Raw genomic sequence first — 22,699 nt, 5'->3', positions numbered from 1 at the left:
ACTTCGACAGTACCTCGGTCACATCGCGTACCCCAGACCTTACCGGTCGCTGGATCCTGAATCATGCGTACTCGTGTCATTGCAATGTTCACTGCTGTTCAGAAGGCCTGATGCCGATGCTACAGCGGCGACTGAAGGCCGATTGGGAAGTCGCTCAATCGAGGGTTGAACCCGTCACTTTGGGGCGACTTCGGCCTTCTCTCCGCCGGGACGTTGCGGGCCACGATTGGGAGGGGCGCCCGATCCCAAGCCAGACAGGTTGCCGGCATCGGCCTGTGCCTGGCGCGGCGGGGGAGGGGCGCTTGGGTAGGTGCCAACCTTGGTTGCCACGGCTATCGCCAACCGAGGTTGGCGGCTACCGGTCCTGCCGGCCAGCGGCCGGCACTACCCGCCCCGGGCAATTGCCGGATTCGCGCCAACACCTTGACGCGGCCTGCCTATAATGGCCGCCTCGATCAAGGAGTGACGACATGAGCGGTCCGGCACGGCGGAAGCGGTGGGGATGGGCGGCGGCGATACTGGCAGGAGGCCTGTTGCTGGGCCTGGCCGGCTGCCGCAATGACAGCGGGCAGCTGCCCAAGGCCAGTGGTGAAGCCATCACCACCAAGGCCGAGCAGGTGAAGGAGTTCACCCTGCTGCGCGCCTACCCGGACCAGAAGAATGACGGCCTGTCGCTCGCGCTGGAGTTCTCGCGCCCACTGGTCGGCACCCAGGATTTCGACAAGCTGGTGCGCTTCGAGGAGAAGGTCGGCACCGACGACAGCAGCTGGACGCTGTCCGATGACGGCCTGACCCTGCGCTATCCGTTCGTCGAGGCCGGCAAGGAGTTCAGCCTGGTGGTCTCGCCCGACCTGCTGGCCGCCGATGGCAGCCGGCTGGGCAAGGAACTGAAGCAGAAGGTGTTCAGCGGCGAGCTGAAGCCGGTGGTGGGCTTCGCCTCGCAGGGCAGCGTGCTGCCGGCCAAGGACAGCCGCGGCCTGCCGGTGGTGTCGGTGAACGTGCCCGAGGTCGACGTCGAGTTCCTGCGCGTGCGCGAGAAGGACCTGCCGACCTTCTTCAGCCAGTACCAGCGCGGCGGCCGCCGCGGCAGCTGGGAGCTGAGCAGCGACTACGAGCGCAGCCCGATCAACAAGCTGGCCGAGCCGGTCTACGTCAACCGCTTCATCCTCGGCGGCAAGAAGAACGAGCGGGTGCTGACCTACCTGCCGACCCAGGACATCAAGGAGCTGCAGGAGCCGGGCCTGTACTTCGCCCTGCTCAAGCGCACCGGTGACTACGAAGGCGAGTTCGATACCGCGTTCTTCTCGGTCAGCGACATCGGCCTGCATACCCGCGCCTACAAGGACAAGCTGTTCGTGCACACCGCCGGCCTCAAGGACGGTGCGCCGCTGAAGGGCATCGACCTGCGCGTGCTCGACGCCAAGGGCGAGGTGGTAATGAAGGGCAGCACCGACGGCAATGGCAATGCGCTGCTGAACTACACTCTGGATGCCACCCACGTGCTGGTCGCCAGCAGTGGCAAGGACACCAGCTTCCTGCCGTTCAACCAGCCGGCGCTGGACCTGAGCGAATTCGCCGTGGCCGGCCGTGACAATGCCTGGTTCGACGTCTATGCCTGGTCCGGGCGCGACCTGTACCGGCCGGGCGAAACCGTGCGCCTGTCCGCGCTGCTGCGCGACAACGACGGCAAGCCGGTCAAGGCTCAGCCGGTGTTCCTGCGCCTGAAGCAGCCCGATGGCAAGACCTTCCGCGAGACCCGGCTGCAGCCGGGTGACCAGGGCTACATCAATTTCGAGCAGGTCATCCCCGCCGAGGCGCCGACCGGGCGCTGGCAGGTCGAGTTCCGCACCGACCCTGCCAGCAAGGAAGCGATCCAAGGCATGACCCTGCGCATCGAAGAGTTCCTGCCCGAGCGCATGAAGCTTGACCTGGACAGCGCGCAGAAGACGCTGAAGCCGGGTGAGGACCTGCGCCTGCAGGCCAATGGCGCCTATCTGTATGGGGCGCCGGCCGATGGCAACCGCTTCACCGCGCGCATGGCGGTGGCCGCCGAGCAGAAGCCGGTGGACGGCCTGCCGGGCTATTTCTTCGGTGACCCGACCCTGCAGCTGCCGCGCGAGGCCAAGGACGTGATCGATACCACGCTGCCGGCCAATGGCCAGCTGCGTGAGGACGTGGCGTTGCCGGAAGAGGCGGCCAAGGCCAAGGCACCGATCGCCGTGGTGCTGTCCGGCAGCCTGTATGAAACCGGTGGCCGCACGGTCACCCGTACCCTGAAGCGGGTGATGTGGCCGGCCAACGCGCTGGTCGGTGTACGCCCGTTGTTCAACCCTGACGATGGTGCCGATTCCAACGGCAACGCGCGCTTCGAGCTGATGCGTGTGGATGCTGCCGGTGCGCCGCAGCCAGCCAAGGGCCTGAAGATCACCCTGGTGCGCGAACTGCGCGACTACCACTGGACCTTCAACGACAATCGCTGGGATTACGATTTCACCCGCCGTTTCGAGAACAAGGAAACCCGCACCGTCGATGCCGGCAGCAGCGCGGTCGCCTTCGATTTCCCGGTGGAGTGGGGCGAGTACCGGGTGGACGTGTTCGATCCGTCCACCGGCCTGACCAGCCGCTACCCGTTCCGCGCCGGCTGGAGCTGGGGCGATGACAACCGTGGCCTGGATGCACGTCCGGACAAGGTCAAGCTGGGCCTGGACAAGACCGGCTACAAAGCCGGTGACACCCTGGAAGTGACGGTGACCCCGCCGCATGCCGGCAAGGGCATCCTGATGGTCGAGACCGATCGCATGCTGTACGTGCAGGACATCGAGGCCAAGCCGGGTTCGACCTTCAAGATTCCGGTCACCGCCGACTGGGAACGCCACGATGTCTACATCACCGCGCTGGTGTTCCGCGGCGGCAGTGCGCCGAGCAAGATCACCCCGGCCCGTGCCGTGGGCGTGGTGCATGTGCCGATGGACCGCAAGGGCCGCACCGTGGCCGTCGGCCTGGTCGCACCCAAGCAGATGCGGCCGGAACAGGACCTGCCGGTGACGGTCAGCGCGCCGCAGCTGGCCGGCAAGACCGCGCACGTGACCGTCTCGGCGGTGGACGTGGGCATCCTCAACATCACCCGTTTCCCGGTGCCCGACGCTGGCGCGCACTTCTTCGCCCAGCGTCGCCTCGGCATCGATGCCTATGACATCTACAGCCGCGTGATCGAAAGCTTCGATGGTGGCAGCGGCAAGCTGAAGTTCGGTGGCGACATGGCGCTGCAGGCATTGCCGCAGGCCAAGCGCCCAACGGCACGCGTGCAGACCGTGGACCTGTTCTCCGGCCCGGTGCAGCTCGATGCCAAGGGCAATGCCCGCATCCGCCTGAAGGTGCCGGACTTCAACGGCACCCTGCGCGTGTCGGCGCTGGTCTACAGCGATGACCAGTACGGCAAGCGCGACGTGGAAACCATTGTGCGCGCGCCGATCCTGGCCGAAGCCAGCATGCCGCGCGTGCTGGCCCCGGGCGACCGCAGCACGGTGACACTGGACGTGCAGAACTTCACCGGCAAGCCGGGCCAGTTCAACGTGAAGGTAGAGAGCGAAGGCCCGTTGAACCTGGGCGAGGGCAGCCGCAGCGTGCAGTTGAATGCCGATGCCAAGACCACGCTGAGCTTCCCGTTGTCGGCGCGCGAGGGCCACAGCGTGGCCAAGGTGCGCGTGCGGGTGGATGGCAACGGCTTCAAGGCCGACCGCCGCTACGACCTGCCGGTGCGTGCGGCGTGGCCGCAGGTGCTGCGTTCGCAGGTGCGCACGCTTGATCCGCTGGCCGCGGTCAGTCTCGACAACAGCCTGACCGATGGCCTGATGTCCGAGTCGGTGAATGCCCGCCTGCTGGTCAGCCCGCTGCCGCCGATCCCGTTCGCCAGTGCGCTGCAGGGCGCGCTGAACTACCCGTACGGCTGTGCCGAGCAGACCACCAGCAAGGGCTACGCCGCGCTGATCCTGGACCAGGCGACGTCGTCGATGCTCGGTGCCGACGGCCTGGATGCCAAGACCCGTCGCGAACGCATGGAAGGTGCGTTCGGTCGCCTGGCGTCGATGCAGGTGGCCAATGGCAACTTCTCGATGTGGGGTGACGACGGCTACGTGAACCCGTGGCTGACCCCGTACATCACCGAGTTCCTGCTCGATGCCAAGGACGCCGGTTTCGCGGTGCCCGACAACGTGCTGCAGAAGGCGCTCAACCGTCTCAGCGAGGATCTGCTTTCCGGCGGCAACCAGTTCTACGGCCAGGACGACCGCGAGAAGCTGAAGTTCGCCAACCAGGCGTATTCGGGCTACGTGCTGGCCCGGGTCAACCGTGCGCCGCTGGGTACCCTGCGCACGCTGTACGACAACGAGCGCAGCAAGGCGGTCGGCGGCCTGTCGTTGGTCCACCTGGGCGTGGCGCTGTCGTTGCAGGGCGATGCCAAGCGTGGCCAGGCCGCGTTGGCGGCGGCCTTCGCCAAGTCCAGCAGCGAACGCCCCTCGTACTTCGGCGACTACGGCAGTGCGATCCGTGATGACGCGCTGATGATCGCGCTGACCCACGAAAACAAGCTGGCCAAGCCGGCGTGGGACGCGCGTGCGGTGGATCTCGGCCGTGGCCTGGATGCCCGCCGCAGTGCCGGCTGGATGTGGCTGAGCACGCAGGAACAGGTGGCGATTGCCCGCCTCGGCAAGGCGCTTGCTGCCAACCAGAAGGCGCTGGTGGCCGGTGAGCTGGTGATCGGTGGCAACACCGAAGCCATCGGCGAGCGCAAGCTGTTCGGCCGCAACTTCAGCGCCAGCGAGCTGGCCAGCGGCGTGCGTTTCACCCCGCAGGGGCAGCCGCCGATGTTCGCCAGCATCGACGTGGCCGGCATTCCGCGCAGCGCACCGGCGCCGGACAACAGCGTGCTGGGCGTCGAGCGCAGCTACTACGGCACCGATGGCAAGCCGTGGTCGCCGCGCCCACTGAAGGAGGGCGAAGCACTGATCGTGCGCGTCACCGTCACCGCCGACACCACGATGCCCGATGCACTGCTGACCGACCTGCTGCCGGCGGGCCTGGAGATCGAGAACTTCAACCTGGGCGATGCCAAGCAGTGGGCCGACGTGGTGGTCGATGGCATCACCATCAGCGATCGTGGTGAAGCCGCCGATACCAAGCACGAGGAGTTCCGCGACGACCGTTACGTGGCCGCGCTGAAGCTCTCGCGTGGCAGCAAGGCCAACGTGTTCTACCTGGTGCGCGCGGTGACGCCGGGGACCTACTCGGTGCCGCCGCCGCTGGTGGAGGACATGTACCGGCCGCAGCTGCGCGGCGTCGGCCGCAGCAACCCGACCACGATCACGGTGGTACAGCCGTGACCGCGCGGACGGGCCGCGACGGCGCGGCCCGTCCTGCTGGCAAGCTCCAATCCGGCACGCCGCAATGAACAACACGATGACGACCCGGCTGGCGGCCCTGCGCCGCCGGCTGCGGCCGCTGTGGCCGTGGCTGCGCTGGGGCACGGCCGCCACGCTGGCGCTGCTGCTGGTGCTGGATTTCGCCTTCCCGCCGCCGCTGCCGAAGCAGCGCGATACCAGCACCCTGGTGGTGGCTGCCGACGGCACGCCATTGCGCGCGTTTGCCGATGCCGAGGGCGTGTGGCGCTATCCGGCATCGATCGACAGCGTCTCGCCGCTGTACCTGCAGGCGCTGCTGACCTACGAGGACCGCTGGTTCTGGCGCCATCCGGGCATCAACCCGCTGGCGATCCTGCGTGCCAGCGGCCAGCTGCTGCGCGGCGGCCGCATTGTGTCCGGTGGCTCGACCCTGACCATGCAGGTCGCCCGCATCCTCGATCCGCATACGCGCACGCCCTGGGGCAAGCTCAAGCAGATGCTGCGCGCGGTGCAGCTGGAAGTGCACCTGAGCAAGCAGCAGATCCTGGCCCTGTATCTGGAGCGCGCGCCCTACGGCGGCACCATCGAGGGCGTGGAAGCGGCCAGCTGGGCCTATCTGGGCAAGCCGGCGGCGCAGCTGTCGCATGCCGAAGCCGCGTTGCTGGCGGTGCTGCCACAGGCGCCGAGCCGGCTGCGCCCGGATCGTCACCCGGAAGCGGCGCAGAAGGCGCGTGACAAGGTGCTGTCACGCATGGCCGAACTGGGCGCGTGGACACCGGAGGAGGTGGAGGACGCGCGCATCGAGAATGTGGTGGCGCGCTCGCTGCGGCCGCCACTGCATGCCGCACTGCTGGCGCAGCGACTGCATTCGGCGTACCCCGGCCAGGCACGCATCCAGAGCAGCATCGACATCGGCCTGCAACGCACGCTGGAAGAACGCGTGGCCAGCTATTTCTCGACGCTGCCCGAGCGCACCTCGGCCGCCTTGCTGGTGGTCGACAACCAGACCCTGCAGGCGCGTGCCTATGTTGGCACCTTGGCGTTCGGTGACCGCCAGCGGCTGGGCCACGTGGACATGGTGCAGGCCTGGCGTTCGCCGGGCTCCACGCTCAAGCCGTTCCTGTATGCGATGGCGCTGGACGATGGCCTGATCCATTCGGAAAGCCTGCTGGTCGATGCGCCGCAGAGTTTCGGCAGCTACCGCCCCGGCAACTTCGACATGGCCTTCAATGGGCCGATTGGTGCCTCCAGCGCATTGCGGCTGTCGCTCAACGTGCCCTCGGTGGACCTGCTGCAGCGGGTGGGCGCGGCGCGCTTCGCTGCTCGCCTGTCGCACGCTGGCATCCAGCTGCGCTTCCCACCCGGCAGCACGCCCAACCTGTCGCTGATCCTGGGCGGTACCGGCGCGCGGTTGGAGGATCTGGTTGGCGCCTTCGCCGCGCTCAACCGCAACGGCATCGCCGGCCGTGTGCGTTACACCAACGACGAGCCGATGATCGAGCGGCGACTTGCCTCGCCGGGCGCCAATTGGATCGTGCGCGAGATGCTGGAATCGAACCCGCGCCCGGGCTACAGCGTCGGCACCTTCGATGTCGGTGGCCGTCCGCGGGTAGCGTGGAAGACCGGCACCAGCTATGGCTATCGCGATGCGTGGGCGATCGGCAGTACCCGCCACTACACCGTGGGCGTGTGGGTGGGCCGGCCGGACGGCACGCCGTTGCCGGGCCAGTACGGCGCGGTCACTGCGCTGCCGCTGATGTTCGAGGTGGTGGACAGCCTGCCGCGCCAACGTGGTGATTCTGCGGCCGCACCGATGCCGGCCAGTGTCAGCCAGGAAGACATCTGCTGGCCCACCGGCGAACGCGCCGAGGGTCTCCCGGCGGCGCTGTGCCAACGGCGGATGTCGGCCTATCTGCTGGACGGCGCGGTGCCGCCGACCTTCCCCGAGCGCGAAGCGCGGCGCTGGCAGCCGGGGCGGCAGCGTTACCTGGCCGACGCGCGGACCGGTCTGCGTGTATCCGCTGATTGCCGTTTGCCGCATGAGGAAGTCGCGCGAGAGATCGCGCGTTGGCCGGCGTTGTTGTCACCGTGGCTGCCCAAGGCCATGCGCGAGGCTTCGCAGCTGCCGGCGCTGTCGCCGGACTGCCGCGACGATGGGCGTGAGGCGAGCGTGGCGCTGCATGTGGACGGGCTCAATGATGGCGCTACCCTGGCGCGCGCGCCGAATTCGGAACATGGCGTACGCCTGCAGCTGCGCGCGCTGGGTAGCGAGCAGGCGGTGGACTGGTTGCTGGATGGACGCTGGATCGCGCAGACCCACGGTGCGCAGTTGATGCAGCGCGAATTCGCCGAACCGGGTGCACATACGCTGACCGCACTGGCGGCCGACGGCGCGTGGACGCAGGTGCGGTTCAACGTCCTCCGGTAGGTGGCAACCCTGGTTGGCACGCGGCAAAGGCGCCCCCCCAAGGTGGGCATCTGCCAGCTCATTCCCCGATCCATCCATCCAGCAGGTCGGCAAACTCGTCGGCGTGTTCCTCTTCCTGCGCCAGGATCTCTTCGAGGATACGCTTGGTGGTGGTATCGCGGTCGCCGATGAAGTTGATCATCTCGCGGTAGCTGTCGATGGCGATGCGTTCGGCCACCAGGTTCTCGCGGACCATGTCGCGCAGGTCGCTGCCCTCCTTGTATTCGGCATGCGAGCGCGCGGTCAGCGTGTCGGGGTTGAGATCCGGCTCGCCGCCAAGCTGGACGATGCGCTCGGCCAGCTTGCTGGCATGCGCCTGTTCCTGCTGCGCATGCTCGAGGAACTCGGCCTTGACCGCGTCGGCCAGCATGCCCTTGGCCATGAAGTAGTGCCGGTAGTAGCGCAGCACGCACACGTATTCGGTGGCCAGTGCGTCGTTGAGCAGCTTGATCACCACCTTGCGGTCGGCGCTGTAGCTGTCGGTGATCGCCCCGTCTTCGATGTTGCGCCGGGCGCGGTCGCGCAGGGTCTTGCGGTCACTGATGCCGGGCACCATTGCGGCGGGCTTTGCGGTTTTGGCTGGCTTGCTGGACATGGCTGGCCGTTTCCTCTTGCGGTGGGGGAATCAGGTAGGCAGGTGCTCCAGCACGTACTCGGCCGAAGACACCTCGAACTGGCCCGGCTGCTCGATCCAGGCTGCGCGCACCACGCCATCGACCACGTAGAGCGCGAAGCGCCGCGAGCGGATGCCCATGCCCGAGGCGCTGGCATCGAGTTCCAGGCCAAGCGCGCGGGTCAGTTCGGCATTGCCGTCGGACAGCATCAGCAGGCCCTCGGGCACGCTCTGGTCGGCGGCCCAGGCCTTCATCACGAACGGATCGTTGACGGCCATGCAGTAGACGTCGATGCCGCGCTGGCGGAACGCCTGGAACGTCTCGACGTAGCCGGGCAGGTGGCGCGCCGAGCAGGTCGGGGTGAACGCGCCGGGCACGGCGAACAGCACCACCTTGCGCGCGTCGAACAGCGAATGCGTATCGAGCGTTTCGATGCCCTCGCGGATGCGCTTGAGGGTCACTTCCGGAATGCGGTCGCCGACATGGATGGTCATGGGGAACTCCTTGCTGGGGCAGGCTAGTGGGCCGGATGGGACAGGGACGTCAAGACATTGGAAAACCGGTGTGCAGGCCCCATCTTCAGGCTTTGAAGCGCCGGCTTCCAGCCACAGCCTGGGGCATCGGGATGGCAGCCGCATTGCGCAGGATCAGTCGGCCTCACCGGGGCCGCACGAGGGGCGGCGTAGCATCGCCGGCGCGTAGAATGAACCCGGGGCGGCGCCACCGGCGCGGCCGAAGCAGATCGAGGTAGCTGGATGGAATTCAAGGATTACTACGCCACCCTGGGGGTGGAACCGAGCGCGGGCGAGGCGGAGATCAAGACCGCCTACCGCCGGCTGGCACGCAAGTACCACCCGGACGTCAGCAAGGAGGCCGGGGCGGAAGACAAGTTCAAGGCGGTCAACGAGGCCTACGAGGCGCTGCGCGATCCGGAAAAGCGCGCGGCCTACGACCAGCTGCGCGCGCAGGGCTATCGCCCGGGCGAGGAGTTCAACGTGCCGCCGAACTACGGCGGCGCCGGTGGTTTCAATTTCGAGGAAGTGTTCGGCGGTGGTGGCCCCAACGGCGGCTTCAGCGACTTCTTCGAAAGCCTGTTCGCGCGCCAGCGTGGCGGTGGTGGCGCTGGTCCGGGGCCGGGCTTCAGCAGCCAGGGACATGCGCCCAACCGCGATACCCGCGCCAAGCTGTCGGTACCGCTGGAAGCGGCCTACAGCGGCGACAGCCTGCGCATCACCGTCAATGGCAAGCAGCTGGACGTGCGCGTGCCCAAGGGCATCCGTCCGGGCCAGGTGATCCGCCTGGCCGGGCAGGGCAACCATGGCGGCAACCTGCTGCTGGAAGTGGAGTACGCCGCACACCCGCAGTTCGAAGTCGATGGCCGCAACATCCTCTATACGTTGCCGGTGACGCCGTGGCAGGCCGCGCTGGGTACCAGCATCAGCGTGCCGACCCTGGGCGGTGCGGTGGAGTTGAAGATCCCGGCCGATTCCGATGCCGGTCGCAAGCTGCGCCTGCGCGGTCGTGGCCTGCCGGGCAATCCGGAGGGCGACCAGATCGTCGAGATCGAGATCGTGGCTCCGGCCGCGACCGACGAGGCGCAGAAGAAGGCGTACCGGAATCTGGCCAAGGCGTTCGGCGAGTCAATCTGACCACGTGTGCGGTAGCTCCGGGCCATGCCCGGCGGTTTCAAACGCGTGCCAACCAAGGTTGGCACCTACCAGGGCGGTCTCAGCCCTGCCCGGCGAACACGCGCTCCAGCACCTCGGACAGCTCGTCTTCCGAGAACGGCTTGGTGATGTAGGCCTTGGCGCCCTGGCGCATGCCCCACATGCGGTCGGTGTCCTGGTCCTTGGTGGTCACCAGGATCACCGGGATATGCCGGGTCGCCTCGTCGCGGGCGAGGGTGCGGGTGGCCTGGAAGCCGTTGAGGTTGGGCATCACCACGTCCATCAGGACCAGGTCGGGCAGCTCGGCCTTGGCGGTTTCGACCCCGGCGGCGCCATCGGTGGCGGTCAGGATCTGGTGCCCGAGCTTCTCGACGATGCGCTGTATCCCCAACAGCTGCGACGGTGAGTCGTCGACAATCAGAATGCGTGCCATGTTGTTCCCCATGTAATGCCCGCAGTGTAGTGCGGGCTCATTACCGGCGGGAGGGGCGCATCTGCCGTCCGTCGCCTGCCTGCGACGTTCAGTCGATCCGCACCACGGTGCGGCCCAGCGAGCCACCGGCCAGCATCCGCTCGAACACCGCCGGCAGGCCATCAAGGCCGACCTCGGCGGTACAGATGCGGTCCAGGTGCTGTGGCTTCCATTCGCCGCCCAGGCGCGACCACACCTCTTCGCGCAGTGCACGCGGTGCATTGGCCGAAGAGACCCCCAGCAGCGACACGCCGCGCAGGATGAAGGGCATCACCGTCATGTCCAGCGCCGGACTGGCCGCCAGGCCGGCACTGACCACGCTGCCGTAGGGCACGGTCTGCGCCAGCAGACTGGCCAGCATTCCGCCGCCGGCATTGTCCAGGCCTCCGCCGAAGCGCGCCGACTGCAGCGGACCGGTGTCGGACAGCGCCTCGCGCGGCAGCACCTCGCTGGCGCCGATGGCGCGCAGGAAATCGGTCTGGTCGGGTTTGCCGCTGATCGCGTGCACGGTATAGCCGGCACGGCTGAAGATCGACAGCGCCAGCGCACCGACGCCGCCGCTGGCGCCGGTGACCGCCAGCGGGCCGAGTTCCGGGGTTTGGCGGTTGTCCTGCATGCGCAGCAGGGCCAGCGCCGCCGTGAAGCCGGCGGTGCCCAGCACCATTGCCTCGCGCGGGCTCAACCCGGCCGGTTGGGCAATCACCGCACGCGACTCCAGCCGCACATACTGGCTGTAACCGCCGTCACGGGTCTCGCTGAGGCCGCAGCCGGTGGCCAGCACTGCGTCGCCTTCACGCCAGGTCGGATCGGTGCTGGCGACCACGGTGCCGGCCACGTCGATGCCGCCCACCAGCGGGAAGCGGCGCAGGATCCTGCCTTTGCCGGTGCCGGCCAGGGCGTCCTTGTAGTTGACCGAGGACCAGTGGGCGCGGATCAGCACCTGGCCGGGGTTGAGGTCGTCGACACCGAGCTGGGCCAGGCCGCTACGGTAGCCGGCGTCGTCGTTTTCGATGCGGAAGGCGGTGAACGGGGTGGTGGGGGCCATCGGCGTTGCCTGACTTCGAGGAAAACGCCACCTTACCCCGTCGCCCCCCTTTCGATCCTGCCGATCCGCCCCATCTTGTATGATCGGTAATGGTTTCACGGCTGGCGCCGCGGGAAGGGCCCGCGCCGCAGCCCACATCTTGATGGAGCGTGCATGGCCTGGAATACACCCGGCGGCAACAAGGGCGGACAAGGCCCCGAGGACAATCGACGCGGGCCGTTCGGGTCGCGCGGCGGTGGCAATGGTGGTGGCTGGGGCGGATTGCCCGGGCCGCTGAAGGACCTGTTCGACGGCGGCATCATGCGTTGGGTGGTGGCGGCCGTGGTGCTGCTGGTGCTGTTCTCCAGCTTCCAGCTGATCGGCGAACAGCAGCGCGGCGTGGTGCTGCGCTTCGGCCAGTTCTCGCGCATCCTGCAGCCCGGCCCGAACTTCAAGCTGCCCTGGCCGATCGAATCGGTCACCAAGGTCAATGCCACCGAGATCAAAACCTTCTCGATCCAGGTGCCGGTGCTGACCCGCGACGAGAACATCGTCAACGTCTCGCTGAACGTCCAGTACCGCATCGACGACCCGCAGCTGTACCTGTTCGGCACCGTCGATGCCAACCAGGTGCTGGAGCAGTCGGCGCAGAGCGCGGTGCGCGAGGAAGTCGGCCGCGCCGACCTCAACGCGGTATTGAACAACCGTGGCCCGCTGGCCGTGGCCGCCGAGGAGCGCCTGCAGGCGCTGCTGAAGGCGTTCAAGACCGGCCTGACCGTGACCGGCCTGACCCTGCAGGACGCCCGTCCGCCGGAGGAAGTGAAGCCGGCCTTCGATGAGGTCAACGGTGCCCAGCAGGTCAAGGAACGCCTGATCAACGAAGCCCAGGCCTACGCCGCCAAGGTCGTGCCGGAAGCCCGAGGCCAGGCCTCGCGCGCCCGTACCACCGCCGAAGGCTACAAGCAGGCCGTGGTGTCCAAGGCCGAGGGTGACGCGCAGCGCTTCAGCCTGTTGCAGGCCCAGTACAAGGACGCCCCGGAAGTGACCCGCAAGCGCCTGTGGCTGGAGACCGTGCAGCAGGTGCTGAGCGAGAACCGCAAGGTGATCGGTGGCGATGGCCGCCAGCTGATCTACGTGCCGATGACCGGCGACACCCGTCCCACCACGTCGGCCCCGGCCGTAGTGGCCAACCCGGACGTGGTGATGCCGTCGCTGCCGGGTGCAGCGGTGGAAGCTTCCCGTGATCCGGGCCGGCCGGTGGGCCGCCCGACCGGGCGACCGAGCGGCCGTGAGGAGGGCAGCCGATGAAGAGTCCTATCTGGATCGCCGTGATCGTGGCGGTGGTGCTGGGCCTGCTCGGCTCGGTGTACGTGGTCCGCGAGGACCAGACCGCCATGGTCCTGAACCTGGGCAAGGTGGTGCGTTCGGACATCAAGCCGGGCCTGCACTTCAAGGTGCCGGTGGTGGAAACGGTGAAGGTCTTCGACCGCCGCTTCCAGGTGCTCGACACCGCGCCGGCGCGCTACTTCACCGCCGAGCAGAAGGACGTCAGCGTCGACTTCTTCGCCATCGGCTACATCTCCAACGTGGGTGACTACTTCCGTGCCACTGGCGGCGATCCGCGCATCGCCAATGCCCGCCTTGCACCGATCATCACCGACTCCCTGCGCAACCAGATCAACTCGCGCACGCTGCAGCAGCTGGTGTCCGGCGACCGCAGCGAGCTGATCGCCGAGCAGCTGAAGGGGATCAACGAAGCGGTGGCCGGCCTTGGCATGCAGATGATCGACCTGCGCATCAAGCAGGTGGACCTGCCGACTGACAGCCAGGTGATCAACGACGTGTACGAGCGCATGCGCGCGCAGCGCAAGCAGGAGGCCGCCAAGCTGCGCGCCGAAGGCGAGGAGCAGTCGCTGACCATCCGCGCCCAGGCCGACCGTGACAGCACCGTGCTGATCGCCGAGGCCGAGCGTGATGCCCAGCGCCTGCGCGGTGAAGGCGATGCCGATGCGGCCCGCATCTACGGCAAGGCCGGTTCGGCCGATCCGTCGTTCTATGCGTTCTACCGCAGCCTGGAGGCCTACCGTGGCTCCATGACAGACGGCAACGGCGTGATCGTGCTCGACAAGAACGACCCGTTCCTGCAGTACCTGAAGAACGACCGCTGAGGTCGCAGGGCAGTACCCCACGGGGCCCGGCCAGACGCCGGGCCCCGTGCTTTTTCCGGAGTCCCCCATGAAAGATCTGTTCGCCGCCGTCTGCCTGGTGGCGGTGCTGGAAGGCCTGTTCCTGTTCGTCGCCCCGTTTGCCTGGAAGCGCATGGCCGAACGCCTGCTGGACCTGCCCAGCCCGGCCCTGCGCAGCTTCGGCGGGCTGGTGCTGCTGGCCGGCCTGAGCCTGCTGTGGTGGGTGCGGCATTGAAAGGGGTGTGCCGGCCGCTGGCCGGCGACCCGGCATTGCCGGCCAGCGGCCGGCACCACCGGAGGGCGGCTGACCGGCCGGTGAAGCCGTCCGTCGGAAAGGTGGCAGCGGACCCCGGAAACCCGGATAATGCACAAAAGCCGGACGGGCCTCCCCGTTCGGCTTTTTCCGTGTCTGGGCCTTCCATCGCCGGCCGCTCCCCGTTTGGAGCCGCCCTCCAGGTGCTGGCCAGCCCCGCCACGGTTCAACCGTCCGCGGCCCCGATGGCCGCAACAAATCGAGGAGCCCGTCATGGGTCAGTCTGTCGTAGTGTTGGGTGCCCAGTGGGGCGATGAAGGCAAGGGCAAGATCGTCGATCTGCTCACTGAGGAAATCGGCGCCGTCGTGCGCTTCCAGGGCGGCCACAATGCCGGCCATACCCTGGTCATCAACGGTAAGAAGACCGTCCTGCACCTGATCCCGTCGGGCATCCTGCGTGACGATGCGCTGTGCCTGATCGGCAACGGCGTGGTGATCTCGCCGGCCGCGCTGCAGAAGGAAATCGCCGAGCTGGAAGCCTCCGGCGTGGAAGTGCGTTCGCGCCTGAAGATCTCCCCGGCCGCGCCGCTGATCATGCCGTACCACATCGCCCTGGACCAGGCGCGCGAACGCGCTGCCGGCGGCAAGGCGATCGGCACCACCGGCCGTGGCATCGGCCCGGCCTACGAAGACAAGGTGGCGCGTCGCGGCATCCGCATCGCCGACCTGCACTACCCGAAGCAGCTGGAAGAGCTGCTGCGCACCGCGCTGGATTACCACAACTTCGTGCTGACCAAGTATCTGAACACCGATGCGGTCGATTTCCAGAAGACCTTCGACGAAGCACTGGCCTTCGGCGAATACGTGCAGCCGATGAAGTCCGACGTGGCCGGCATCCTGCACGACCTGCGCAAGCAGGGTAAGCGCGTGCTGTTCGAAGGCGCGCAGGGCGCGCTGCTGGACATCGACCACGGCACCTACCCGTACGTCACCAGCTCCAACACCACCGTCGGTGGTGCGCTGGCCGGTTCCGGCGTTGGTGCCGATTCGATCGACTACGTGCTGGGCATCGCCAAGGCCTACGCCACCCGCGTCGGCGGCGGCCCGTTCCCGACCGAGCTGGACGACGAAGTCGGCCAGGGCATCCGTGATCGCGGCGCCGAGTACGGTGCCTCGACCGGCCGTCCGCGTCGTTGCGGCTGGATGGACATCGTTGCGCTGAAGCGCGCCGTGGCCATCAACGGCATCAGCGGTCTGTGCATCACCAAGCTGGACGTGCTGGATGGCATGGAAAAGCTGAAGGTCTGCATCGCGTATGAATACAACGGCAAGCGCACCGAGTACGCGCCGCTGGATGCGCAGGGCTGGGAAGACTGCACCCCGGTGTACCTGGAGTTCCCGGGCTGGAGCGAGAACACCCACGGCATCACCAACTGGGACGACCTGCCGCCGGCTGCTCGCGCCTACCTGCGTTCGCTGGAAGAGCTGGCCGGCTGCCCGATCAGCATCGTCTCCACCGGTCCGGACCGCGACCACACCATGGTCCTGCAGGATCCGTTCGCCTGAGGTAGCGCCGGGCGCTGCCCGGCGTAGGTGACAGGAAGAGCCCCGCCCCGCGAAAGCGGGGCTTTTTCGTTACTGTGTCGCCAGGGCCAGCGGGAAAGCGACGCGATGACCAGGATGTCAGCGTGAAGGGCGAGACGGTAGTGCGGGTCACCCTCTGGGTGTCGTGGAGCCTGTGGGGCATCGCCTGCCTGGCACTCTTGTTGGGTGCAGCCGCCAATGCCCTGGCTTCGCGCACGCAGACGGTGCCGCTGGCGATGAGTCCTGGTGCAACCGCCCAGATCACCGTCTACCGCCTCATCGATGATCGTCTGCGGCTGCGCCTGCGGTATGCAGCAGACGGTACCGGGGTTGACCCTGAAGTGCTGCTGCGCATCGAAACTCCCACCGATCATGGAGACTTCCGCGCAGGGGAGCGCTCGGGAGTGGTCGGGCAGGGCATCAACCGCGCGCTGGTATCGGTTGAGTCCAGCGGCCTCATGGCGTCCTACTTTGGTCATGGCCGCGGCGATGCATTGCCACGCGGGCGCTCATGGCTGCGGGTCACCGTGCTGGAGGTGGACCCGGCACTGGTGGGGCATGTGGCAGACATCGAGCTGCAGCCACCGCTGGATCTGCTGAAGCTGACCGATCTGGATTACATCTGGCTGTGGCCGTTCTTCTTCTGGAAGATGGCGGCACTGTTCCTGCTGATTCCAGGGGTAGTGCTGGCTGTCTTTACTCTGGCGTTGCGGCGCTGGCAGCGCCGGGCATCAACGCCGCCGACTTCAGCAGGGGATAGGGGTTGATCGACTCTCCCTTCCACCACTGTTTTTCCGGTCCGAGCACATGTACTTCGAAATGCAGGTGCGGCGCGTCGGCACTGGCATTGCCTGTGCTGCCGACGTAACCGATCACATCCCCGCGTTTGATCACCTGTTTTTCCGCCAGGCCATCGGCATAGCGCTGCAGGTGTGCGTAGTAGTAGCACCAGCGTCCGCTGGGTTCGAACTGGTAGATCGTCAAGCCGCCGCGCGCACTGTCGAACAGTTTTTCGACCGTGCCATCGGCCACCGCCAGCACCGGCGTACCGGCGTCGGCCATGATGTCGATGGCATCGTGTACGCGCCCTTCGCTGCGCGCATCGGTGAAGGTGTCGCGCAGCTGCGAGGCAGCTACGCCCTGCACCGGTAGCAGCAGCCCGGATGGTGCGTCCACAGCCTTCTGGGCCGACAGCGCGGCGGTGGGTGTCGGTGATGCTGCGCGCTGCACCGCAGTCGCGGTTGTGGAAGACAAGGCCGTTGTTGCCGGTGCTGGTTGCCCATCACGGTGCAGCCACCAACCCAGGCCCAGTCCCAACACCACGCCCAGTACGATCAGGTGCGGAAGACGCATCGGCTCACTCCTGCATCACCACGGGTACCGAAGTATCCACTGCATCGGCCACACGCACCGCATCCCAGTTGGTCATGCGTACGCAGCCATGCGATTCGGTCTTGCCGACATGGCCGGGTTCAGGCGTGCCGTGCAGGCCGTAATGCGGTTTGGACAGGTCGATCCAGACCCGGCCGACCGGATTGTTCGGGCCCGGCGGCAGCGTGGCCTTCTTCTCGCCCTTGCGTGCATCCCAGAACAGCTTCGGGTTGTAGTGGAACGGCGGGTCGCGGTACACGCCCAGAATCTTCCATTCGCCGATTGGCAACGGGTCGTGCTGGCTGCCCGACGACACCGGGACCTGAGCAATCACCTTGCCCTGCGCATCCAGCAACTGCAGGGTGGAGTCGGATTTATCGACCACGATCTTCGCCGCCTTTGGCAATGCGGCCGGCGCAATGTTGGGGACCTGGATGCGGCTGCCAGCCTTGGCCAGATCCACGCCCGGATTGAGCAGCTTCAGCAGCTCAGGAGACGCGTGGAAACGCTCACCCAGGGCTTCCTCCACACTGCCGTAGCCCAGCGATTTGAGCTTGGCCTGGGCGGCGGGTCCTTTCGGTATGGGCTGGAACGGACCGGCAACATCCTCAGCAGTCAGCGTGTAGCTGGCCAGCGGCCCCACCGTATCAACCTGCAGAGCCTTCCAGGTGGCGTCGTCCAGTTCGCCGGTTACGGTAAGCCCATGCGCCGCCTGAAAACCCGACACTGCGCGTCGCTGGTTGCTGCCCACCTCGCCATCGATCTGGCCAGGGGAGAAATTCGCGCGATCCAGCAGCACCTGGGCGTGCAGGTCGGAGCGTGGGGCCACATCCGGCCCGGCTTTCTCGGGGATCGGCGTGGGAAGGCTGGGTATTGCAGCCTGTGCGAAGGCGGCGGGGGCCAGCAGGGCGAGGGACAATACAGTTGCGCGGATTGACGGCATTGACGACTCCAATGACAAGCAGATCCACATTGCCCTGAAACCCCGCAGAAGCTCCGTGAAAAATTCCTGATACGTAGATGATGGGAGACTGGGAATCGATGGGCGCCAGATAAAGAGCGCCAGTGCTCAAGTACTGTGCAGAACTTCCGATATCTCGTCCCGTGACGTCACAATTCAAGGAGGGATGGTGTGAGAAAGCATCTGCTGAGGCTAATCAACTGGATCGATGTGAAGGATCCGGCCGGACGCGCACGGATGTATATCGGTGCAGTATTTTTCCTGCCGGCCGTTTTGTTGCCATTTCAGGAAAAGCATCTGTCCCATACGGCGATTCTCTGGTTTGGAGTGTTGCTGATATTGGCGGGTTACATCAGTTTCGCCCTGGTAAGCCATCGTCACTTGAGATATACGAGGGCAGAGCTGGTACTCACCCCGTTGATCTTCGTCGTCACGTCTGTTCTGTTGATTCTGGTCTTGTCTGCCTACTACGCGAAACTAAGTTGGGTCGCCTACAGCAAGGATGATCGAATCATCACCGGATTGGCCGAGGCCTTCTACTTCTCGACAGCGACGTTCACCACACTTGGCTTTGGTGACATCGTACCGATTACAGTACATGGGCGATGGATGGTGGTGTTCGAATCGTTATTGGGAATGACGCATATGGTGGTGTTCATACTGCTGTTTCTGCGCAACGTCGATTTTGATCGACCACCGGAAGATCGGACGCGGGCTGACTGAAGCTGTCATGCAACCGATTTCAATCGGTCAATTCTTGTGGGTAGTCGTCATCTGCCTGAACCGTGTCCGGCCGAACGCTGCGGCCGCCATCAAGCCACATCGGGTAGCGGCCGATAAGGCCTCATCCCCCCGTTTTGGATGTACCGATGAACTACTTGAGGAACGTCAGGGTTGCCTGGCGTCTTGGGCTGGGCTTTGGCCTGCTGCTGTTGCTGGTTGCTGCCGTGGTGGCCACCGGCGCCACCGCCAGTGTCGTGCAGAAGCGCGCGATGCAGCAGGTGGTCGACGTCAGCGTGGCCAAGGTGCGCCTGCTATCGCAGATGCTCGATGCCAACAACCAGATGATGGTCGTGCGCCGCGAAATGCTGATCCGCCAGGGCGAAGACCGCGGTAGCGACGAGCAGCGCATCGCCGATCTGGTCAAGCGCTACGAGGCCAGCTGGACCGCTTATCAGGCACTACCGGGTGATGCAGACGGCAAGGCCATCGCGGAAACCATCGCGGCCAAGCGTGCCATCGCCCGCCCGCTCAACAAGCAGACCAGCGAGCTGATGGAGCAGGGCGACTACCCGGGCGCTGTGGCGCTGACCCTGGGCCCGGTGCAGGAGGCGGCCAACGGCTGGAACAAGGCGCTTTCCGATGGCGTGGACTTCGAAGAGAAGGAAAGCCGCGATGCAGCCGCCGAGGCGATCCGCCTGGGCGAGCGCAGCCTGCTGCAGCTGCTGGTGCTGGGCGGCGTCGCGCTGCTGGTCGGCATCGGTGCCTCGGTGATGATCGGCCGCAGCCTGACCGGCCCACTGGCCCGCGCGGTGAACCTGGCCGAGCGCCTGTCCAAGGGCCAGCTGGACCAGGAGTTCCGCCTCGGTGGCCGCGACGAGCTGACCCAGCTGGGCGAGGCCATGGCCAGCGTGCGCCAGAGCGTGCAGGCGGCGATCGGCGCGCAGCTGCAGATGGCCGAACAGCACGAGGCCGGTGCGATCCGCTATCGCATGGACGCCAGCGCCTTCCCCGGTGATTTCGGCCGCATGGTGCAGGCCACCAACAGCCTGGTCGAATCGCACGTGGAGGTGGAACTGCTGATGGCCGAGGTGATGCAGCGCTACGCCATCGGTGACCTCAGCCGCGACCTGCCGGACTACCCGGGCGAGAAGGGCACGCTGACCCGCACCCTGGCCGCGGTGAAGCAGAGCCTGATGGCGATCAACGCGCAGATTGATGAACTGGCTCGCGCCGCGCGCGCCGGTGATTTCAGCATGCGTGGCGATGCCGATGCGTTCCAGTACCAGTTCAAGGCGATGGTCGAGCACCTCAACGGCATGATGGCCAGTTCGCAGGCCAGCATCGCCGATGTCTCCGACGTGCTGCGCGCGATCTCGCACGGCGACCTGACCGCACGCATGGACGGCGAGTACGACGGCGTGTTCGCCCGTATGCGCGACGATGCCAACACCACCACCGCACAGCTGACCGGCATCGTGCGGGGCATCCAGGTGGCTGCCGACAGCATCAACAACGCGGCGCAGGAACTGGCCGCCGGTAACAACGACCTGTCGCGCCGCACCGAGCAGCAGGCGGCCAACCTGGAAGAAGCCGCTGCATCGATGGAGGAACTGACTTCCACCGTGCGCCAGAATGCCGAGCTGGCGCGCCAGGCCGACAGTGAAGCGCATGCGGCCGGTGCAGCCGTACGCGAGACCGAACAAGCGATGGCACAGATGGCGTCGGTCATGGGTGAGATCGACCAGTCCTCGGCACGCATCTCGGAAATCTCCACGGTGATCGACGGCATCGCGTTCCAGACCAACATCCTGGCGCTGAATGCTGCGGTGGAAGCTGCGCGTGCAGGTGAGCAGGGCCGTGGTTTCGCCGTGGTCGCCAGTGAAGTGCGCACGCTCGCGCAGCGTGCCGGTGTCGCCGCCAAGGAGATCAAGGAACTGATCGAAGATGCCGCTGCCAAGGTGAAGAGCGGCCTGGCAGTGACGGTTGAATCGGAAGCCGCGATCGCGCGCGTGGCACAGGCAAGTTCGCGCACGACCCAGCTGATGAGCGACATCGCTGCGGCGAGCAAGGAGCAGGCAGCCGGTATCGAACAGGTCAACCAGGTGGTGGTTCAGATGGACCAGGTGACCCAGCAGAACGCGGCGTTGGTGGAAGAAGCCACCGCCGCCAGCCGCGCGCTGGAAGAACAGGCGCATGCACTGACCACGTCGGTGTCGGTGTTCAAGGTGGAGGGCGAAGCAGCGTCGGTTGTGCCGCGTCGCGCAGCCTGAGCTGCTGCCACCGCAGTGACAGGAATACGGCCGCCTTGGGCGGCCGTATTTCAATGGCCGGCTCAGGCAGTGGGAAGCATGGCCATCATTGCTCCAGAACACTGCCGAGCATGGCCCCCACGGCATACAGCGCGACCAGGGTAGGGGGCATCACCAGCAGGTAAACGGTCGTCCAGGTCTTTCCGGAAAGCCACCCACCCATGCCGATGACGTTGAGTGCTGCGGTCTGCAGCATTACCGGCAGCTGCATGAGGATGTAGGCGCTCTTGGGGTCACTGTGGGCCTGGGCATCGAGTACCAGCCAGGCGGTCAGCGCGAGATAGAGTGTGCATACGGCAATGCCGGTCCAGCTGATCCAGCGTGGCTTGCGCATGCCGCCTTCTCCGTTCCGTCGGGGCCACCAGCGTAGCGCGGCGTGCGCCGCCGTGCACTTCCTTGGGCCGAGCCCATGAGTGATGCTGCAGGCAGGGAATAGTGCGAACAGACCTGAAGGGTGATCAGCGTGATGAGTGCCGTGATGCTGCCGGTCGTGATGCTGCCAGGCCTGGATGGCACCGGCCTGCTGTCGGCGCACTTCGTAGAGGCGATGCAGGCGCGGGGCATCCAGATGCAGGTGCTGCCGATGCCCGCGCGGGGGCCACAGGACTACACCACGTTGGCGTCGATCCTGCGCCCGCAGCTTCCGGCATCTCCTTTTGTGCTGCTGGCCGAATCGTTCGCCGGGCCACTGGCCATCGAACTGGCGGTGGCCGGGCAGCCTGGATTGCGAGGGCTGGTACTGAGTACGACCTTCGCACGGCGGCCGGTGCCGCTGCCTGCGGCGAGCGCACGGATGCTGGCTCCGGCGTGGCCGTTGCCGCCACTCGGGTTGATGGTCCGGTTGCTGCTGGGGCGATGGCGAACGCGCGGGAGCCTGCGTGAGCTGGGCCTGGCAATCGCGCAGGTGCCGGCGGCAACCCTGCGCCAGCGTGCTGCGACGACGCTGCGCGCGGATGTTCGTACGTTGCTGCCGGAACTGGTGGTGCCGACGCTATGCCTGCATGCCCTGCAGGACCACCTGCTGTGGCCACCCAGCGTGGCCGAGCTGCAGGCGTTGTTGCCCGATGCCCGGCATGTTTCGCTGGAGGGGCCACACTTGCTGCTGCAGGCACGCGCTGACGCAGCTGCAGCCGAAGTCGCCGCGTGGATGAGGACGCTGTCGTCCTGATCGGCAGGATCAGCCGCGCGCGCGGGTACGCGCTGCCTTCTTCGCCGCCACCTTGCGCACGGTCTTCTTCGCCGCACGCGTCTTGGCCGCCTTCTTTGCGGCAGCACTACGCGAGGCGGGAGTGCTGGTCTTCTTGGCCACCGTCTTCTTTGTCGTCTTCTTTGTCGCCTTCTTTGTGGCTGTCTTGCGAGCCGGTGCCTTCTTTGCCGCCGCCTTCTTCGCAGGTGCCTTCTTCGCTGCCGTCTTGGGTGTGGCCTTCTTTGTAGCGGACTTCCTGGCAGGCGCCTTCTTGGCAGCTGTCTTGCGGGTCGCCTTCTTCGTACCCTTGCGCGCGCTGCCGCTACGCTTGCCGCCGCCATCCTGCTTGTTCACGGTAGCCCAGGCAATACGCTCGGCCGTGCCTTCGCTGGCACCGCGCTCGCGCTCGCTTTCCTCGATGTGCTCGGCCTGGCGCTTCTGTTTGTCGGTATATGCAGATTTGTCACCACGGGGCATGACAGGTTC

At 66.5% G+C, this 22,699-nt stretch carries 19 protein-coding genes; 11 read left to right on the top strand and 8 right to left on the bottom strand.

The window, feature by feature from the left end; translation table 11 throughout:
- The first annotated feature begins 470 nt into the window (after positions 1-470).
- Together CCR98_RS15715 and pbpC are read left to right on the top strand one after the other, a co-directional pair.
- Positions 471-5,378, top strand: coding sequence for an alpha-2-macroglobulin (locus CCR98_RS15715; RefSeq protein WP_087923331.1), 4,908 nt, complete (start codon positions 471-473; stop codon positions 5,376-5,378).
- A 64-nt stretch (positions 5,379-5,442) separates the two neighbouring features.
- Positions 5,443-7,824 carry a penicillin-binding protein 1C gene (gene pbpC / locus CCR98_RS15710; protein WP_087923329.1) on the top strand — a complete coding sequence of 794 codons (2,382 nt, stop codon included), beginning with the start codon at positions 5,443-5,445 and terminating at the stop codon, positions 7,822-7,824.
- Between the two features lie 58 nt (positions 7,825-7,882).
- On the opposite strand, the gene CCR98_RS15705 is transcribed toward pbpC, so the two are convergent.
- Positions 7,883-8,458 (bottom strand): ferritin-like domain-containing protein, encoded by a 576-nt coding sequence (locus CCR98_RS15705; RefSeq protein WP_087923328.1) that lies wholly within the window; start codon positions 8,456-8,458, stop codon positions 7,883-7,885.
- Between the two features lie 30 nt (positions 8,459-8,488).
- Positions 8,489-8,971 carry a peroxiredoxin gene (locus CCR98_RS15700; RefSeq protein WP_087923327.1) on the bottom strand — a complete coding sequence of 161 codons (483 nt, stop codon included), beginning with the start codon at positions 8,969-8,971 and terminating at the stop codon, positions 8,489-8,491.
- A 261-nt stretch (positions 8,972-9,232) separates the two neighbouring features.
- Between CCR98_RS15700 and CCR98_RS15695 the strand changes: the two genes are divergently transcribed.
- Entirely contained in the window at positions 9,233-10,126 is an 894-nt protein-coding gene (locus CCR98_RS15695; protein ID WP_071228113.1) for a DnaJ C-terminal domain-containing protein, read from the top strand.
- A 79-nt stretch (positions 10,127-10,205) separates the two neighbouring features.
- Here the strand turns inward: CCR98_RS15695 and pilH are convergent, their stop codons facing one another.
- The gene (gene pilH / locus CCR98_RS15690; protein WP_005410644.1) at positions 10,206-10,577 is read right to left on the bottom strand and encodes a twitching motility response regulator PilH; all 372 of its coding nucleotides are present in this window, start codon (positions 10,575-10,577) and stop codon (positions 10,206-10,208) included.
- Positions 10,578-10,665: 88 nt separating this feature from the next.
- Complete coding sequence (locus tag CCR98_RS15685) at positions 10,666-11,661, bottom strand: YhdH/YhfP family quinone oxidoreductase (protein WP_087923326.1); 996 nt, start codon at positions 11,659-11,661, stop codon at positions 10,666-10,668.
- A 153-nt stretch (positions 11,662-11,814) separates the two neighbouring features.
- Between CCR98_RS15685 and hflK the strand changes: the two genes are divergently transcribed.
- The 5 genes from hflK (at position 11,815) to CCR98_RS15660 (ending at position 16,430) form a co-directional block, all read left to right on the top strand.
- Entirely contained in the window at positions 11,815-12,948 is a 1,134-nt protein-coding gene (gene hflK, locus CCR98_RS15680; protein ID WP_087923324.1) for an FtsH protease activity modulator HflK, read from the top strand.
- The gene (locus tag CCR98_RS15675) at positions 12,945-13,808 is read left to right on the top strand and encodes a protease modulator HflC (RefSeq protein ID WP_010482785.1); all 864 of its coding nucleotides are present in this window, start codon (positions 12,945-12,947) and stop codon (positions 13,806-13,808) included. The genes hflK and CCR98_RS15675 overlap by 4 nt, the downstream gene beginning before the upstream one ends.
- A gap of 67 nt (positions 13,809-13,875) precedes the next feature.
- Positions 13,876-14,061: a DUF2065 family protein gene (locus tag CCR98_RS15670; RefSeq protein WP_005414170.1), complete on the top strand. Its 186-nt coding sequence runs from the start codon at positions 13,876-13,878 to the stop codon at positions 14,059-14,061.
- Between the two features lie 291 nt (positions 14,062-14,352).
- Positions 14,353-15,645: an adenylosuccinate synthase gene (locus tag CCR98_RS15665; protein ID WP_014038120.1), complete on the top strand. Its 1,293-nt coding sequence runs from the start codon at positions 14,353-14,355 to the stop codon at positions 15,643-15,645.
- A 122-nt stretch (positions 15,646-15,767) separates the two neighbouring features.
- Positions 15,768-16,430, top strand: coding sequence for a hypothetical protein (locus CCR98_RS15660; protein ID WP_087923323.1), 663 nt, complete (start codon positions 15,768-15,770; stop codon positions 16,428-16,430).
- On the opposite strand, the gene CCR98_RS15655 is transcribed toward CCR98_RS15660, so the two are convergent.
- Both CCR98_RS15655 and CCR98_RS15650 read right to left on the bottom strand, forming a co-directional pair.
- A complete protein-coding gene (locus CCR98_RS15655) occupies positions 16,360-17,016 on the bottom strand; it encodes a M23 family metallopeptidase (RefSeq protein WP_087923321.1) in 657 nt (218 codons plus the stop codon). The genes CCR98_RS15660 and CCR98_RS15655 overlap by 71 nt on opposite strands.
- Positions 17,017-17,020: 4 nt before the next feature.
- Positions 17,021-17,977: a L,D-transpeptidase gene (locus tag CCR98_RS15650; RefSeq protein WP_087923319.1), complete on the bottom strand. Its 957-nt coding sequence runs from the start codon at positions 17,975-17,977 to the stop codon at positions 17,021-17,023.
- A 189-nt stretch (positions 17,978-18,166) separates the two neighbouring features.
- Between CCR98_RS15650 and CCR98_RS15645 the strand changes: the two genes are divergently transcribed.
- The gene (locus CCR98_RS15645; protein WP_087923317.1) at positions 18,167-18,718 is read left to right on the top strand and encodes a potassium channel family protein; all 552 of its coding nucleotides are present in this window, start codon (positions 18,167-18,169) and stop codon (positions 18,716-18,718) included.
- 146 nt (positions 18,719-18,864) lie between these two features.
- Positions 18,865-20,988, top strand: coding sequence for a methyl-accepting chemotaxis protein (locus CCR98_RS15640; protein WP_087923316.1), 2,124 nt, complete (start codon positions 18,865-18,867; stop codon positions 20,986-20,988).
- An 85-nt stretch (positions 20,989-21,073) separates the two neighbouring features.
- Here the strand turns inward: CCR98_RS15640 and CCR98_RS15635 are convergent, their stop codons facing one another.
- Positions 21,074-21,361, bottom strand: a complete 288-nt coding sequence (locus CCR98_RS15635; protein WP_087923315.1) for a hypothetical protein — start codon at positions 21,359-21,361, stop codon at positions 21,074-21,076.
- A 132-nt stretch (positions 21,362-21,493) separates the two neighbouring features.
- Here CCR98_RS15635 and CCR98_RS15630 point away from each other — a divergent pair, with 132 nt between their 5' ends.
- The gene (locus tag CCR98_RS15630) at positions 21,494-22,195 is read left to right on the top strand and encodes an alpha/beta hydrolase (protein WP_087923314.1); all 702 of its coding nucleotides are present in this window, start codon (positions 21,494-21,496) and stop codon (positions 22,193-22,195) included.
- 9 nt (positions 22,196-22,204) lie between these two features.
- Here the strand turns inward: CCR98_RS15630 and CCR98_RS15625 are convergent, their stop codons facing one another.
- The gene (locus CCR98_RS15625; protein WP_087923313.1) at positions 22,205-22,690 is read right to left on the bottom strand and encodes a hypothetical protein; all 486 of its coding nucleotides are present in this window, start codon (positions 22,688-22,690) and stop codon (positions 22,205-22,207) included.
- Positions 22,691-22,699 lie beyond the last annotated feature (9 nt).

It is taken from the genome of Stenotrophomonas sp. WZN-1 (genome assembly GCF_002192255.1).
In the GTDB taxonomy this organism is placed as follows: Bacteria; Pseudomonadota; Gammaproteobacteria; order Xanthomonadales; family Xanthomonadaceae; genus Stenotrophomonas.
This window is presented reverse-complemented; position numbering and strand designations above follow the sequence as displayed.

What these genes read in the sequence shown, in the direction of transcription:
- CCR98_RS15715 (WP_087923331.1), top strand. Translation starts at nt 471, where the DNA reads ATGAGCGGTCCGGCACGGCGGAAGCGGTGGGGATGGGCGGCGGCGATA.
- pbpC (WP_087923329.1), top strand. Translation starts at nt 5,443, where the DNA reads ATGAACAACACGATGACGACCCGGCTGGCGGCCCTGCGCCGCCGGCTG.
- CCR98_RS15705 (WP_087923328.1), bottom strand. Translation starts at nt 8,458, where the DNA reads ATGTCCAGCAAGCCAGCCAAAACCGCAAAGCCCGCCGCAATGGTGCCC.
- CCR98_RS15700 (WP_087923327.1), bottom strand. Translation starts at nt 8,971, where the DNA reads ATGACCATCCATGTCGGCGACCGCATTCCGGAAGTGACCCTCAAGCGC.
- CCR98_RS15695 (WP_071228113.1), top strand. Translation starts at nt 9,233, where the DNA reads ATGGAATTCAAGGATTACTACGCCACCCTGGGGGTGGAACCGAGCGCG.
- pilH (WP_005410644.1), bottom strand. Translation starts at nt 10,577, where the DNA reads ATGGCACGCATTCTGATTGTCGACGACTCACCGTCGCAGCTGTTGGGG.
- CCR98_RS15685 (WP_087923326.1), bottom strand. Translation starts at nt 11,661, where the DNA reads ATGGCCCCCACCACCCCGTTCACCGCCTTCCGCATCGAAAACGACGAC.
- hflK (WP_087923324.1), top strand. Translation starts at nt 11,815, where the DNA reads ATGGCCTGGAATACACCCGGCGGCAACAAGGGCGGACAAGGCCCCGAG.
- CCR98_RS15675 (WP_010482785.1), top strand. Translation starts at nt 12,945, where the DNA reads ATGAAGAGTCCTATCTGGATCGCCGTGATCGTGGCGGTGGTGCTGGGC.
- CCR98_RS15670 (WP_005414170.1), top strand. Translation starts at nt 13,876, where the DNA reads ATGAAAGATCTGTTCGCCGCCGTCTGCCTGGTGGCGGTGCTGGAAGGC.
- CCR98_RS15665 (WP_014038120.1), top strand. Translation starts at nt 14,353, where the DNA reads ATGGGTCAGTCTGTCGTAGTGTTGGGTGCCCAGTGGGGCGATGAAGGC.
- CCR98_RS15655 (WP_087923321.1), bottom strand. Translation starts at nt 17,016, where the DNA reads ATGCGTCTTCCGCACCTGATCGTACTGGGCGTGGTGTTGGGACTGGGC.
- CCR98_RS15650 (WP_087923319.1), bottom strand. Translation starts at nt 17,977, where the DNA reads ATGCCGTCAATCCGCGCAACTGTATTGTCCCTCGCCCTGCTGGCCCCC.
- CCR98_RS15640 (WP_087923316.1), top strand. Translation starts at nt 18,865, where the DNA reads ATGAACTACTTGAGGAACGTCAGGGTTGCCTGGCGTCTTGGGCTGGGC.
- CCR98_RS15635 (WP_087923315.1), bottom strand. Translation starts at nt 21,361, where the DNA reads ATGCGCAAGCCACGCTGGATCAGCTGGACCGGCATTGCCGTATGCACA.
- CCR98_RS15630 (WP_087923314.1), top strand. Translation starts at nt 21,494, where the DNA reads ATGAGTGCCGTGATGCTGCCGGTCGTGATGCTGCCAGGCCTGGATGGC.
- CCR98_RS15625 (WP_087923313.1), bottom strand. Translation starts at nt 22,690, where the DNA reads ATGCCCCGTGGTGACAAATCTGCATATACCGACAAACAGAAGCGCCAG.